Raw genomic sequence first — 14,741 nt, forward strand, 5'->3', positions numbered from 1 at the left:
CCGGGAAGCCCCGGGGCTTGGTCCGGTCATCGGCGTTTGCGTGACTGCCTTCAGGTCCGGTCTTTTGGAGAGTGCATGTCTTCCCGTATCACCTTTTCGGCCCGCGGGCCGTTTTTCGAAACGCTGAAGTCCCGGGTTGACGCCTACTTTCAGCAAACCGGCCAGCGCCACACCGGCAACCGGCTACTGCATTTCAAGACCGTGTTTTCCTACGCGCTGGCTGGTTTCAGCTACGCGATGCTGGTGTGGGGCGCGGAGCATCTGTGGTCGGCGCTGCTGGCCGGGTTCGGCCTGACGCAGGGCCTGGTGCTGATCGCCTTCAACGTGATGCATGACGGCGCCCACGGCAGCTATTCGCGCAAGCGCTGGGTGAACTGGCTGATGGGCTCCAGCATGGAAGTGCTGGGCGGCAGCCAGAGCATGTGGCAGCAGAAGCATAATGTGCTGCACCACACTTACACCAATGTCGACGGCAAGGACGACGACATCGCGCTGGGCAGCCTGATGCGCTTGTCGCCCTCCGCGCCGTGGCGGCCCTGGCACCGGCTGCAGCACTGGTACGCGGTGGTCCTGTATAGCCTGTTGACGCTGTTCTGGTTGCTGTTCAGCGATTGGCACAAGATGATACGCGGCAAGATCGGCGACACGCCGCTGCCGAAGCGGGCCTGGTGGGAATGGCCTTATTTTGTGGCCACCAAGCTGCTGTATATCGGCTATGCGCTGGTTCTGCCTGCTTTGTACCATCCGTTTTCGCATGTGTTGCTGGCCTTTCTGGGCGTGCACCTGCTGTTTGGCCTGACCTTGTCGGTGGTGTTTCAGCTGGCCCACACGGTGGAAGGCGCGGCGTTTCCGCTGCCGGGCGACGACGGCAAGATGGCGGACGAGTGGGCGGTGCACCAGTTGAAAACCACGGCCAATTTCGCTTGCGATAACCGCCTGGTGACTTTTTACATGGGCGGGCTGAATTTCCAGGTCGAGCATCATTTGTTCCGCAAGACCAGCCATGTCCACTATCCGGCGCTGAGCAGGATAGTCGCCGAAGCCTGTCGCGAGCATGGCATGCCCTATCAGTCGTTCCGGTCGGTGTGGTCGGCGATGAGGGCGCATTTCCGCTTTTTGAAACAGATGGGGCGACAACCGGCCGCGCTGAGCGTGGGCCCTGTTGCTGCGGCAACCAGAATTTGAGAGTGACAGCAAGATGTCCAAACGAGACTACTACGACGTGCTCGGCGTCAACCGCGACGCCTCCGACGACGACATCAAGAAAGCCTACCGCAAGCTGGCGATGAAGTACCATCCGGACCGCAATCCGGACAGCAAGGAGGCCGAGGACAAGTTCAAGGAGGTGAAGGAAGCCTACGAGATCCTGTCCGACAGCCAGAAACGCGGCGCTTACGACCAGTTCGGCCACGCCGGGGTTGACCCGCAGGCCGGCGCGGGCGGCGGCCAAGGCTTCGGCGGCTTCGGCGATTTCGCCGACATCTTCAGCGACATTTTCGGCGGCGGCCGGGGCGGCAACGGCGGCGGGCGCTCCAATGTCTACCGCGGCGCTGACCTGCGCTACAACATGGAGATTTCGCTGGAAGAGGCGGCGCGCGGCTGCGAGAAGCAGATCCGCATTCCGTCGCACGAATCCTGCTCCACCTGCAGCGGCACCGGCGCCAAGCCCGGCACCCAACCCAAGACCTGCGCCACCTGCGGCGGGCACGGCCAGGTGCGGATGAGCCAGGGCTTCTTCTCGATCCAGCAGACCTGCCCGACCTGCCACGGCAGCGGCAAGCAGATCACCGATCCGTGCACCAGCTGCCACGGCGCAGGACAGAAGAAGACCACCAAGACGCTGAACGTGAAGATCCCGGCAGGCGTCGACGAGGGCGACCGCATCCGTCTGGGCGGCGAGGGCGAGCCGGGCCAGAATGGCGGCCCGGCGGGCGACTTGTACGTGGTCACCCACATCAAGCAGCACGCGGTGTTCCAGCGCGACGGCATGGACCTGCACTGCGAGATGCCGATTTCCTTCTCCACCGCGGCATTGGGCGGCGAGGTGGAAATTCCGACGCTGGACGGCATGGCGAAAGTGAAGATCTCGCCGGAAACCCAGAGCGGGCGCGTCTATCGCTTGCGCGGCAAGGGCGTGAAAGCGGTGCGCGGAGCCGAATTCGGCGACCTGCATTGCCATGTGGTGGTGGAAACCCCAGTCAAGCTGACCGAGCGCCAGAAAGAGCTGCTGCGCGAGTTCGAGGCGATCAGCCAGGGTGATGTGGCGACGCACAATCCGCGCTCCAAGTCCTTCATGGACAAGCTGCGCGATTTCTTCGAATAAGCCGCTTTTCGCCGACCCCGTAAAACGCCAGCCTCAGGGCTGGCGTTTTTGCTTGGGCGCCGCAAAGCAAAACGGCCGCCCATCGGGCGGCCGTTCGCACATTCCTGAAACCGGGAAGACTTAGAAGTTGTGCTTGATCATGGCCCAAGTCAGCGAGGAGGTGTCCTTGCTGTGCTGATTGATGGTTTGGGCATCCTTGTTTTCCTTCACTTGGCCGTAGCCGACTTCCACCATGGTTCTCTTGCTCATGGTGTAGTCCAGAGCGGCGGCCCACTGGCTGGCGCCCAGGCTGTAGCGTACACCGTCGATCTTGGCGTCGCCGCGCTTTGAGTAAACGATGGATGGCTTGAAGTTGCCGATAGTGTAGGCGGCGTTGATGGCCCAGCCGGTGTTTTCCACCTTGTTGATGCCGCTGCCGATAGTCGGGCTCAATTGATTGATGCCAGGCAGAACGTAGACGGTTTGACCGTTGGCATTCTTGGTTTGCGCCAGAGCGTTGCCGTAGGTGGTCAGCCACTGATAGGTGGCGGCCAGGTACAGGTCGTTGGCGCTGTAGCCGCCTTCCAGGCGGTTGGTGGAGCTGTTGCTGCCGCCTTTGGTATTCAGCACGCCGGCGTAGGCCCAGGCACCGAAGAAGCCGGAGTTCTGATAGGCCAAACGTGCGCCGTATTGTTCGCCCTGTTTCATTTGGCCTGCTGCGGAGTTCTCGCCCGCGCCGTATTGCAGGGTGAGGTTGAGGCCATTCCAGGTAGGGGAGTCGTAACGGATGCTGTTCTTAAAGCGGCTGTCGCCGTAGGAGAACAGGTCGGTTGCCTCGTACAACGGGAAGTTGGTGCCCATGCCATCGCGGCGCGGACCGTACAGGTTGTCGGTGGCTTCGCTGTCGCCCAGCACGTCAGTCAAGTAACCTACGCGCAGCTTGCCGTAATTGCTGTCAATGCCAACGTAGCTTTCGCGGTTGGCAAAGGTGCCGGATGCAGAACCACCGCCCGAGACGCCATCCATGGCGAAGCCGGTTTCCACCTGCCAGATGGTTTTCAGGCCGTTGCCCAGGTCTTCATTGCCGCGGAAGCCGATGCGGCTGCCGAAGTCGTCGACGCCGAAAGTGGAGCTGTAGTTGTTGGTGCTGTTCTTGGTGACGGAAACGCCGGCACGCAGCGAGCCGTAGATATTGACATCGGCTTGAGCGAATGCCGGGATGGCCGCTGCGATGGCGGCGGCGAGTGCGATTTTCTTCATTTTCTCTAAAACCCTTTGTTTCGATTTTTTGCCCAGAGGCGCCTTCCGACGGTGTTGTTTTTATTCCGTCGTGATAGGTTCGGCAGTGTGTGTGAGGGATGAGTTTTTCGTCAAGACATACTTGTTAACATATCAAGAAGGCTGACTTTAATGACTTTTGATTTTTAATGAAATTATCCTGAGTTGTTTTAATTATTTTCTTTTTGTTCAATGATTTATTTGTGCTTGCTGTGCTGGATTCCCTATCCTTACGTAAGCCTTGATTTGTATGGAATATAAAAATTTCAGCCGATAATGATAATGTTTGTTGCTTTTTTGCATTTTGTTGCAATTGCACAATTAATGATGATTGAGTTTTTGTCATGCAATTCCATGGCCTGGGAATGCCGCTGGATTGGCTGGCAGCCAGCCTCAGCCCGGTGTGGGCGCTAACCGGCCGCCGGATCTGAGCCGCAGGCCGTTTGTCGAGCGGATATCTTTGTTGGCCGCGCAGCTTGCCTCGGCCGCGCCTGTCGTTTGCTGAGGCGCTTGCGGGGGCATGGCTGCTAGATCGGATTGGGCGCGCGGGATGGGAAAATGTGAGGCCAGGCATTGAAAAAGCTGATGGATGCTTAAATGAATTTGAAAAATGGATGGTTTTGCTTTTCTACTATGAACCGCGGATGTCCAACGCCGCCGCGGCCGGAGCGCGGTGGAGCGACGAATGCTGCGCGGATGCATCGGGGCGATGCGTAAAGCCCGCTGCCGCATCGTGGGGATTGGGCGTACAATTGCCGATGTCTTTTTTAGGGGGCTGTCGTCATGATTTTTGCTAATCGCTATTTCCCGGTGACCCGCATGCGCAGGATGCGCAAGGATGAGTTCAGCCGCCGGTTGATGCGCGAGAACGTGCTGACCACCAACGATCTGATCTACCCGGTCTTCGTGATGGAGGGCAGCAATCAGGTGGTGGGCGTGCCGTCGATGCCGGGCGCGCCGCGCCTGACGCTGGACAAGCTGCTGCCGGTGGCCGAAGAGGCGCTGGAGCTGGGCATTCCGATGCTGTCGCTGTTTCCGGTGATCACAGGCAACAAGGACAATGAAGGCAGCGAGGCCTACAACCCGGACGGGCTGATTCCGCGCGTGGTGCGCGAGCTGAAAAAGCGCTTCCCGGAGCTGGGGGTGATGACCGACGGCGCGCTGGATCCCTACACCATCCACGGGCAAGACGGCGTCATCGACGCCAACGGCTACGTGCTGAACGACGAGACCACCGAAATCCTGATCAAGCAGGGCCTGTGCCATGCCGAGGCCGGCGTCGACGTGTTCGGCCCGTCCGACATGATGGACGGCCGCATCGGCGCCATCCGCGAGGCGTTCGAGGAAGAGGGCTTCATTCATACCAAGATCCTGGCCTACTCCGCCAAGTACTCGTCCGGTTTCTACGGCCCGTTCCGCGACGCGCTGGGTTCGTCCGCCAACTTGGGCAAGGCCGACAAGAACAGCTACCAGATGGACCCGGCCAATATCGAGGAGGCGATCCAGGAGGTGGCGCAGGATCTGGAGGAGGGCGCCGACATGGTGATGATCAAGCCCGGCATGCCCTACCTGGACGTGATCCGCCGTGTGAAGGACGCCTTCCATGTGCCGACCTTCGCCTACCAGGTTTCCGGCGAGTACGCGATGCTGAAGGCGGCGTTCCAGAACGGGTGGCTCAACGAAGAGAAGTGCATGATGGAAAGCCTGCTGGCGTTCAAGCGCGCCGGTGCCGACGGCATCCTCACCTATTTCGCGATGGACGCCGCCCGCCTGCTGCGCCAGCGCGGATAGCCGATAATAGATGTAAGAGCCGCACCCCTGGCCAAGATCGCGGCGAGGGGTGTTTGTCTATCTAAGAGTGGCTAAAAAAATTCCCGATGCTGCGTTGCGCCGACTTGCCGTACCCAAGTACTGTCTGCGTCGGCGCGCCTTGCATCAGTGGTCGAACTGATTTTTGTTAGCCGCTCTAAGGGCAATATATGGATGTGCTGCATTCAACCTGGTTCTGGCTGGCGGTGATCGCCGCGCCGGCCATCCTCGTGATTGGCACGCTGGCTCGGCTCGCCCGGCGCGAGCCGCCGGTCAAGCTGCCGCCCGGCGTCCAGCCGTTGGGCTGGGACGAGCAGGACGATGTTCCGGAAAAGTTGCATGACGGTGACAGAGAGCCGCCAAAATACTGATAACTGTCACTGCTAGCGCGCATGCGGCTGGGCTAGAATGGCGACAGTTTTCGGCGCGCATCCGCCATGGGCGGCGCGCGGTGCCTGCGGACGCCGGTTCGATTCCCGCGTCCGTCCAATTCAAAGGACTGCCATGAACCACACCTATCTTGCCCACCTGCAGGCGACGCTGGCCCAGATCAAGGCTGACGGCTTCGAGAAGCCGGAGCGCGTGATCGCCACGCCGCAAAGCTCCGGCATCGCGCTGGCCGGCGGCGAGCATGTGCTGAATTTCTGCGCCAACAACTACCTGGGCCTGGCCGACGACAAGCGCCTGGTGCTGGCCGCCAAATCCGGCATGGACCAGTACGGCTACGGTTGCGCGTCGGTGCGTTTCATCTGCGGCACCCAGTCCATCCACAAGCAACTGGAAAAATCGATCTCCGATTTTCTGGGCACCGACGACACCATCCTGTATTCCAGCTGTTTCGACGCCAACGGCGGCGTGTTCGAAACCCTGCTGACCGAAGAGGACGCGGTGATCTCGGACGAGCTGAACCACGCCTCCATCATCGACGGCGTGCGCCTGTCCAAGGCCAAGCGCTTCCGCTACAAAAACAACGACATGGCCGATCTGGAGGCGCAACTGCTCGCCGCCGAGGCGGCAGGCGCCCGTTTCAAGCTGATCGTCACCGACGGCGTGTTCTCGATGGACGGCATCATCGCCGACCTGAAGGGCATCTGCGATCTGGCCGAGCGCCATGACGCGCTGGTGATGGTGGACGATTCGCACGCGGTCGGCTTCATCGGCGAGACCGGCGCCGGCACGCCGGAATATTGCGGCGTGTCCGACCGCGTCGACATCTACACCGGCACGCTGGGCAAGGCGCTGGGCGGGGCGTCCGGCGGCTACGTCGCCGCGCACAAGCCCATCGTCGATCTGCTGCGCCAGCGCTCGCGCCCCTATCTGTTCTCCAACACGCTGGCCCCGGCCATCGCGGCCGCCAGCGTGGAAGTGCTGAACATCCTGAAGAGCGGCGAGGGCGCCGAGCTGCGCGCCAAGGTGCGCCGCAACGCCGAGCTGTTCCGCAAGGAAATGTCCGCCGCCGGCTTCACCCTGGTGCCGGGCGAGCACCCGATCGTCCCGGTGATGCTGGGCGACGCCCGCCTGGCCGGCGAAATGTCGGCCAAGCTGCTGGCCGAAGGCGTGTACGTGATCGGCTTCTCTTACCCGGTGGTGCCCAAGGGCAAGGCGCGCATCCGCACCCAGATGTCCGCCGCGCACAGCGAAGAGCAGGTGCTGAAGGCCGTGGCCGCGTTCACCAAGGTGGGCCGCGAGCTGGGCGTAATCTGATTGACCGCATGACAGGCGGCGCGGGCAAGACGCCCGCGCGCCCAAGGATAGAGACATGAAGGCGCTTGCCAAGCTGAAGGCCGCTCCCGGCCTGGAAATGACCGACGTTCCGCTGCCGGAAGTCGGCCACAACGATCTGTTGATCAAGATCGTCAAGACCGCGATCTGCGGCACCGACATCCACATCTGGAACTGGGACGAATGGTCGCAAAAGACCATCCCGGTGCCGATGCACGTCGGCCATGAATATGTTGGCGTCGTCGCCGGCATGGGTTCGGAAGTGCAGGGCTTCACGATCGGCCAGCGCGTGTCCGGCGAAGGCCACATCACCTGCGGCTATTGCCGCAATTGCCGCGCCGGCCGCCGCCACCTGTGCCGCAACACCACCGGCGTGGGCGTCAACCGCGAGGGCGCGTTCGCCGAATACCTGGTGATTCCGGCCTTCAACGCCTTTCCGATCCCGGACGACATCTCCGACGATCTGGCTTCCATCTTCGACCCGTTCGGCAACGCCGTGCACACCGCGCTGAGCTTCAACCTGGTGGGCGAGGATGTGCTGATCACCGGCGCCGGTCCGATCGGCATCATGGCGGTGGCCATCGCCAAGCATGTCGGCGCGCGCCACGTGGTGATCACCGACGTCAACGACTACCGGCTGGATCTGGCGAAGAAGATGGGCGCCACCCGCGCCGTCAATGTCGCCCGCGAAGACCTGAAGGCGGTGATGCAGGAGCTGCACATGACCGAAGGCTTCGACGTGGGCCTGGAAATGTCCGGCAATCCGCAGGCTTTCCGCCAGATGCTGGAAACGATGAACCACGGCGGCAAGGTGGCGTTGCTGGGCATTCCGCCGTCCAATACCGCCATCGACTGGAACCAGGTGATCTTCAAGGGTCTGGAAATCAAGGGCATTTACGGCCGCGAGATGTTCGAGACCTGGTACAAGATGGTGGCCCTGATCCAGTCCGGCCTGGACATCAGCCCCATCATCACCCACCACTTCAAGGTGGACGAGTTCGAGCAGGGCTTCGCCGCCATGCTGTCCGGCCAGAGCGGCAAGGTGATCCTGGACTGGCGCTGAGCGTCGTCCCGGTTCGACCGCATCCGAAGCGGCTCCGCGAGGGGCCGCTTTTTTCATGCCCGCTCAGGCGGTTTTGAAATAGGCGATCATCCGCTGCAAATGCTCTGCCTGGGTGTTCAGCTGGTCGGAGGCGGCGGACAGCTGCTCGGAGGTGGAGGCGTTCATCTGGGTGGCCAGCGACAGGTGGTTGACCGCGGCGTTGATCTGCTGCAGGCCTTCGCTCTGTTCGTGCGAGGCCAGCGCGATCTCCTGCACCAGGCTGGCGGTTTTGCGGATGGCGGGCAGCATTTCGTCCAGCGCCGCGCCCGCCTGTTCCGCCATGTCCACGCTGCCGCCGGCCAGCGTGCCGATTTCCCGCGCCGCCGCCTGGCTGTGTTCGGCCAATTTGCGCACCTGGGCGGCCACCACGGTGAAGCCTTTGCCGTGGCTGCCGGCGTGCGCGGCCTCGACGGCGGCGTTCAGCGCCAGCAGATTGGTCTGATAGGCGATGTCGTCTATCACCTCTATCCGGTTGGAAATGTCGCGTATCGCCGCCACGGTGCGGGCGACGGCCTCGCCGCCGCCGCCGGCGCTCTCGGCCGCCTGGCTGGCCATGGCATCGGTGAGGCGGGCGCTTTCCGAATTCTGCGCCACCGTGGCCGCGATCTCTTCCACCGAGGCGCTGGTCTCCTCCAGGCTGGCGGCCTGCTGCGACGCGTTCTGGCTCAACGCCTGCGCCGAGGCCGCGACCTCGGACGAGGTGGCGTTCAATTGCTCGGCGTCCAGCCGCAATTGCTCGACCACCTCGGTCAGCCGGCTCACCATGTGCTGCATCGCCGCCAGCACGCTGCGATCGTCGCCGTCGCGCAGCAGCGGCCTCGCGGTCAGATCGCCGCCGGCCACCCGGCGGGCGATCTCGGCCACCGCCGCCGGCTCGCCGCCCACCTGGCGGAACAGGCCCCGGCCGATGTGGGCGATGGCTCCGGCCAGAGCCAGCAGGCTGAGAACGGCGACGGCGATGAACAGGTTCAGAGTCTGGCGGTAGCCGCGATCGGCTTCCGCGATCCGATCGGCCAGCATCTTCTCGAATCCGTCCTGGACCTGGGCGCTCTGCCGCAGCAGCTGATCGGTCATCGGGCGGTCCATGCCGCGGACCTGCTTGTCGACGGCTTGTCCGGATAGCGGGTCTTGCTGGCGGAAGCCGGCCAGCGCCGCGCGGTAGCGGACGGTCAATCTGAGATGCTCGTCGCGCACCGCGTCTATCGCCGCGCTGGACTCGCCGCCGTCGCGCAGCGCGGCGGACGCCTGGGCCAGCGTTTGCTCGACGATGGCGCGCTCGGACTCGAAAGCGGCGAGGTAGCGCTGGTAGTCGGCCGGATTGTTGCCGCGCAACAGCATGTCTTTCCAGTCCTGCACCTGCACCTTGAAGTGCAGATTGGCCAGCTGCATCGCGTGGTTGATCCGGCTGCCGCGGCTGACCTGCTCCAGCTCCCGCCGGGTGTTTTCCGCCATGTCGCGCAGCTGGCTCAGGCAAGACAGGGAGAGCAGGAGCAGGACGGCCAGGTTGACCAGGGCCAGGAGCCAGAGCCTGGTTTTCATGCTGAGGGCTTGTCGCATCGGCATTTCTTCGCATCGGGCGGGTTGCTATCGGTATAGCCTGTCGCGATCGAGTCTTCGCGCCCGCTGGATGCCGGCGGCGGTTGACGGCAGTCAATGAGGGCGGGGCGGGGGCAAGGATAATCGTGATGGAACGGATTTCTGGAGACGATGATGATCGCGATAATCGGCGCGGGCGTTTCAGGGTTGTCCTGCGCCTGGTGGCTGCAACGGCAGGGCGTGACGGTGCGGGTGTTCGAGGCGGCGGAGCGCGTCGGCGGCAAGGTGCGCACGCTGGCGGCCGACGCCTTGTGCGAGCAGGGGCCCAATATGTTGTTATTGGACGATGAGCTTCAGCAGTGGCTGGCGGAGCTGGGGCTGTCGCCGCTGTGGCCGGAGCAGGGCTGCGGCTTGCGGCATGTGCTGCGCAGCGGGCGATACCGGCCGCTGCCATCCGGGCCATGGCAATTGTTGGCGGGAAGCTTTTTGAGTTGGCCGGCCAAGTGGGCCTTGCTGCGCGGCCTGCTCGCGCCTGGCGCCCCGGAGGAGGCCGAGGCCAGTCTGGCCGAGTTCTGCCGCCGCCGCTTCGGCCAGGAGGTGCTGGACAAGCTGCTGGACCCGCTGGCCGGAGGCGTGTTCGCCGGCGATCCGGAAGAGCTGGCGCTGGATGAGACGCTGCCGAGGCTGGCGCGGGCGGCGGCGCAGCCGCTGCCCTTGTGGCGAGGGCTGTGGCGGCAACGGACGGCGCGCGCCCGGATGTGCACGCTGCCAGGCGGGCTGCAACAGCTGCCGCAGCGGCTGGCGCAAGACCTGGACGTGAGGCTGGGCTCGCCGGTGACCGCGCTGCGCCGCGACGGCGAGGGCTGGCGGCTGCGCACCCGCGAGGGGTGGACGCGGGCCGAGCGGGTGGTGCTGGCCCTGCCGGCCGACGCCGCGGCCGAACTGCTGCACCCGCTGGCGCCGGAGATGGCCGATATCTGCCGGCGCATCCCCTACGCGCCGCTGGCGGTGGTCTCCACGCTGCTGGACGGCGAGGCGATGGATCGGCCGCTGGCCGGCTACGGCGCGCTGCATCCGAGCGGCGAGGGGGCGCTGACGCTGGGCCACCTGACCGTCAGCAACATTTACCCGCACGTTTGCCCGGCAGGCACCCGGCTGGTGACCAGCTTCATCGGCGGCCGCAAGCATGCGGAAGCGCTGCAGAGGAGCGACAACGCGCTGCTGGATGGACTCAACGCCGAGCTGGAGAGGTTGTTCGGCATGCGCGGCAAGCCGCTGGCGCAATACCTGGCCCGCTGGCCGCAGGCGCTGCCGCAAGGCACCGGCTTGCAGCGCAGGCTGCGCGGCGCGGCGGCGCCGTGGAACGGCAAGGGGCTGCATTTGTGCGCCAACTGGCTGGATGGCGCGTCGCTGCCGGATTGCCTGTCGAAGGGCCGCCGGCTGGCGCGGCAATTGGCGGCGAGGGCGCCCGGCTTTGCGTGAGCGGCCGCAGGGGGTAGAATCGACCCCTGTTTCTTCAATTTTCCAACACCACCTTTATGCTTACCTTCCAGGAAATCATCCTCACGCTCCAGCACTACTGGAACCGCCAGGGCTGCGCGCTGCTGCAACCGTACGACACCGAAGTGGGCGCGGGCACCTCCCATACCGCCACCTTCCTGCGCGCGCTGGGGCCTGAGCCCTGGAACGCCGCCTACGTCCAGCCCAGCCGCCGGCCGAAGGACGGCCGCTACGGCGAGAACCCGAACCGCCTGTTCCAGCACCACCAGTTCCAGGTGGTGCTGAAGCCGTCGCCGTCCAACATCCAGGAGCTGTACCTGGGTTCGCTGCGCGAGCTGGGCCTGGACCCGACGGTGCAGGACATCCGCTTCGTGGAAGACAACTGGGAAAACCCGACGCTGGGCGCCTGGGGCCTGGGCTGGGAAGTGTGGCTGAACGGCATGGAAGTGACCCAGTTCACTTATTTCCAGCAAGTGGGTGGCCTGGATTGCAAGCCGGTGTTGGGCGAGATCACCTACGGCCTGGAGCGCCTGGCGATGTATCTGCAGGGCGTGGAGAACGTTTACGACCTGATCTGGACCCATCTGCCGGACGGCCAGCCGGTCACCTACGGCAATGTGTTCTACCAGAACGAGGTGGAGCAGTCGAAGTACGCGTTCGAGCACAGCAATGTCGAGCTGCTGTTCCGCCAGTTCAACGATTACGAAGCCGAAGCCAAGACGCTGCTGGACGCCAGCCTGCCGCTGCCGGCCTACGAGATGATCCTGAAGGCCGGCCACGCCTTCAACCTGCTGGACGCCCGCGGCTCCATCTCGGTGACCGAGCGCGCCGCCTACATCGGCCGCATCCGCAATCTGTCCCGCGGCGTGGCGCAGGCGTATTACGACGCCCGCGAGGCGCTGGGCTTCCCGATGTGCCGCAAGGACTGATCCTCGGGAGGTCTATGCTGTTAGGGGCGGCGGCAATCGTCGTCGCGCCTGACAGGGGGTGGATATGAGAGTCAAAGCCGCATTTTGGCTGTTGTTCGCTTTGCCGGCCTGGGCGCAGCCGGCCGCCGACTGGGTGGTGTACCAGGACGGCAGCCAGATGCAGCTGGCGATAGACGGCAACTCGCTGTGGCTGGGCAAGGACGGGTTGGTGCACTTCATCAACCAGGAGCGCTTCGCCAAGCAACGCTACGAGAAGTCGTACCGGCTGAGCTTCTATATCCGCCGCACCACCGGCTACGCCGATTGCAAGCAGTACCAGTACGTGTTTGTCGGTTCCGAGTATTTCGACAAGAACAACAAGCACCTGTTTTCCACCATGTTCCCGGTGCCGCGCTATGCCTGGAAGTGGCAGCCGGTGAACGAGGATTCGGTCGCCCACGCCATGATGAAGGTGATTTGCGAGGCGGCGGGATCCGCATCCCGATAATTGAAGCTTGAGAGAATGAACGCGACCCTGTTGATCGAACTCCTGACCGAGGAGCTGCCGCCCAAGGCCCTGCCGCGTCTGGCCGCCAGTTTCGCCCAGACCATCGCCGAAGAACTGAAGAAGATGCAGTTCGCCGCCGCCGACGCCGAGGCGGTGGTGTACGCGTCGCCGCGCCGCCTGGCGGTGCAGCTGCCCGGCGTGCTCGCGGTGCAGCCGGAACAACGCATCACCCGCCAGGGCCCGGCCGCCGCCGCCGGCATGAAGGATGGCCAGCCGACGCCGGCATTGGCCGGCTTCGCCCGCTCCTGCGGCGTGGACGTGTCCGAGCTCTCCATCGTCAGCAACGGCAAGCAGGACGTCTACGCCTATTCCAGCACCAAGCCGGGCGAGGCGCTGTCCGCGCTGCTGGCCGACGTGGTGTCGCTGGCGCTGAAGAAGCTGCCGGTGCCCAAGCTGATGCGCTGGGGCGATTCCGACGTGCAGTTCGTCCGTCCGGTGCACGGCCTGATCATGCTGCACGGCGACCAGGTGATTGACGGCCAGGTGCTGGGCCTGAAGAGCGGCAGCGCCACCCGCGGCCACCGTTTCCTGTCGCAGGGCGACGTGGCCATCGCCAATGCCGACGCCTACGCCCGCGCGATGCACGAGCAGGGCAAGGTGATCGCCAGCTTCGACGCGCGCTGCGAACTGATCCGCCACAAGCTGGCCGAGGCCGCCGCCAAGCTCGGCGCCACCATCGCCGCGCCGGACGAGCTGTTCGACGAAGTGACCGCGCTGGTGGAGTGGCCGGTGGTGCTGGAGGCCGGTTTCGAGGCCGAGTTCCTGCAAGTGCCGCAGGAATGCCTGATCCTGACCATGCAGCAGAACCAGAAATACTTCCCGCTGCTGGACAAGAGCGGCAAGCTGATGAACCGCTTCCTGCTGGTGTCCAATGTGGAGACCGCCGATCCATCCTTCATCGTCGGCGGCAACGAGCGCGTGTTGCGCGCCCGCCTGTCCGACGCCAAGTTCTTCTTCGAGCAGGACAAGAAGCACCGCCTGGACAGCCGCCTGCCGCGCCTGGCCAACGTGGTCTACCACAACAAGATCGGCTCCCAGCTGGAGCGCGTCGAGCGCCTGCAGAGCATCGCCGGCGCCATCGCCCATGAGCTGGGCGCCGACGCCGCGCTGGCCGCCCGCGCCGCCTATCTGGCCAAGGCCGATCTGGTGACCGACATGGTCGGCGAATTCCCGGAGCTGCAGGGCATCATGGGCATGTATTACGCCCAGCACGACGGCGAGCACGCCGAAGTGGCCGCCGCCATCGAGGGCCATTACCACCCGCGCTTCGCCGGCGACACGCTGCCGGAAGGCAAGATCGCCACCTCCGTGGCGTTGGCCGACAAGCTGGAAGCCATCGTCGGCATCTGGGGCATCGGCCTGATCCCGACCGGCGACAAAGACCCGTTCGCGCTGCGCCGCGCCGCGCTGGGCGTGGTGCGGATGGCGCTGGAGGCCGATCTGGACCTGAAGCGCCTGCTGGCGGTCGTCGCCGAGGCCTTCCCGGCCGGCAAGCTGTCCGCCAAGGTCGCCGAGGAAGTGTTCGGTTTCATGATGGACCGCCTGAAGAACTTCCTGGCCGCCGACTACAAGGGCGATGAGATCGACGCCGTGCTGGCGCTCGCGCCCAGCCGCTTGAACGAAGTGCGCGCGGTGCTGGCCGCCGTGGCCGCGTTCAAGTCGCTGCCGGAAGCCGCCGCGCTGGCCGCCGCCAACAAGCGCGTCAACAACATCCTGAAGAAGGCCGAGGGCGAGATCGGCGCGGTGGACGCTGCGCTGCTGCAGGAAGCCGCCGAACAGGCCTTGTACGCCGCGGTGCGGGAGCTGGCGCCGGCGGTGGAAGCCAAGTTCGCCGCCCACGACTTCGCCGGCGCGCTGTCGCAGCTGGCCAGCCTGAAGGCGCCGGTGGACGCGTTCTTCGACGGCGTGATGGTGATGGCCGACGACGCCAAGGTGCGCGCCAACCGCGTCGCGCTGCTGGCCAGCCTGGCCGCGCTGTTCAACCGCGTGGCCGATATTTCGCTGCTGGCGGAATAA

General features: G+C 64.4%; 13 protein-coding genes. 10 read left to right on the top strand and 3 right to left on the bottom strand.

The window, feature by feature from the left end:
- Positions 1 to 75: 75 nt before the first annotated feature.
- The gene (locus ACY3GB_RS22020) at positions 76 to 1,185 is read left to right on the top strand and encodes a fatty acid desaturase family protein (RefSeq protein WP_463090615.1); all 1,110 of its coding nucleotides are present in this window, start codon (positions 76 to 78) and stop codon (positions 1,183 to 1,185) included.
- Positions 1,186 to 1,198: 13 nt separating this feature from the next.
- Entirely contained in the window at positions 1,199 to 2,323 is a 1,125-nt protein-coding gene (dnaJ, locus tag ACY3GB_RS22025) for a molecular chaperone DnaJ (RefSeq protein ID WP_463090616.1), read from the top strand.
- Positions 2,324 to 2,443: 120 nt separating this feature from the next.
- Here the strand turns inward: dnaJ and ACY3GB_RS22030 are convergent, their stop codons facing one another.
- Complete coding sequence (locus tag ACY3GB_RS22030; protein ID WP_463090617.1) at positions 2,444 to 3,562, bottom strand: porin; 1,119 nt, start codon at positions 3,560 to 3,562, stop codon at positions 2,444 to 2,446.
- A gap of 124 nt (positions 3,563 to 3,686) precedes the next feature.
- The gene (locus ACY3GB_RS22035; protein ID WP_463090618.1) at positions 3,687 to 3,926 is read right to left on the bottom strand and encodes a hypothetical protein; all 240 of its coding nucleotides are present in this window, start codon (positions 3,924 to 3,926) and stop codon (positions 3,687 to 3,689) included.
- Between the two features lie 437 nt (positions 3,927 to 4,363).
- Here ACY3GB_RS22035 and hemB point away from each other — a divergent pair, with 437 nt between their 5' ends.
- From hemB to tdh, 4 genes are all read left to right on the top strand, one after another.
- Positions 4,364 to 5,371 (top strand): porphobilinogen synthase, encoded by a 1,008-nt coding sequence (gene hemB, locus ACY3GB_RS22040; protein WP_463090619.1) that lies wholly within the window; start codon positions 4,364 to 4,366, stop codon positions 5,369 to 5,371.
- A gap of 188 nt (positions 5,372 to 5,559) precedes the next feature.
- A complete protein-coding gene (locus ACY3GB_RS22045) occupies positions 5,560 to 5,760 on the top strand; it encodes a hypothetical protein (RefSeq protein ID WP_463090620.1) in 201 nt (66 codons plus the stop codon).
- Between the two features lie 133 nt (positions 5,761 to 5,893).
- Positions 5,894 to 7,093, top strand: a complete 1,200-nt coding sequence (locus tag ACY3GB_RS22050; RefSeq protein ID WP_463090621.1) for a glycine C-acetyltransferase — start codon at positions 5,894 to 5,896, stop codon at positions 7,091 to 7,093.
- A gap of 55 nt (positions 7,094 to 7,148) precedes the next feature.
- Positions 7,149 to 8,174, top strand: a complete 1,026-nt coding sequence (tdh, locus tag ACY3GB_RS22055; protein WP_463090622.1) for an L-threonine 3-dehydrogenase — start codon at positions 7,149 to 7,151, stop codon at positions 8,172 to 8,174.
- Positions 8,175 to 8,237: 63 nt separating this feature from the next.
- Here the strand turns inward: tdh and ACY3GB_RS22060 are convergent, their stop codons facing one another.
- Positions 8,238 to 9,752, bottom strand: a complete 1,515-nt coding sequence (locus tag ACY3GB_RS22060) for a methyl-accepting chemotaxis protein (protein WP_463090623.1) — start codon at positions 9,750 to 9,752, stop codon at positions 8,238 to 8,240.
- A 168-nt stretch (positions 9,753 to 9,920) separates the two neighbouring features.
- Between ACY3GB_RS22060 and hemG the strand changes: the two genes are divergently transcribed.
- The 4 genes from hemG to glyS all read left to right on the top strand — a co-directional run bounded on the left by hemG (position 9,921) and on the right by glyS (position 14,741).
- Positions 9,921 to 11,231, top strand: a complete 1,311-nt coding sequence (hemG, locus tag ACY3GB_RS22065) for a protoporphyrinogen oxidase (protein WP_463090624.1) — start codon at positions 9,921 to 9,923, stop codon at positions 11,229 to 11,231.
- Between the two features lie 56 nt (positions 11,232 to 11,287).
- Positions 11,288 to 12,178, top strand: coding sequence for a glycine--tRNA ligase subunit alpha (gene glyQ, locus ACY3GB_RS22070; protein WP_046157480.1), 891 nt, complete (start codon positions 11,288 to 11,290; stop codon positions 12,176 to 12,178).
- 64 nt (positions 12,179 to 12,242) lie between these two features.
- Positions 12,243 to 12,665, top strand: coding sequence for a surface-adhesin E family protein (locus ACY3GB_RS22075; protein ID WP_463090625.1), 423 nt, complete (start codon positions 12,243 to 12,245; stop codon positions 12,663 to 12,665).
- 15 nt (positions 12,666 to 12,680) lie between these two features.
- A complete protein-coding gene (gene glyS / locus ACY3GB_RS22080; protein WP_463090626.1) occupies positions 12,681 to 14,741 on the top strand; it encodes a glycine--tRNA ligase subunit beta in 2,061 nt (686 codons plus the stop codon).

The sequence above is a fragment of the Chromobacterium sp. Ag138 genome, from assembly GCF_055181315.1.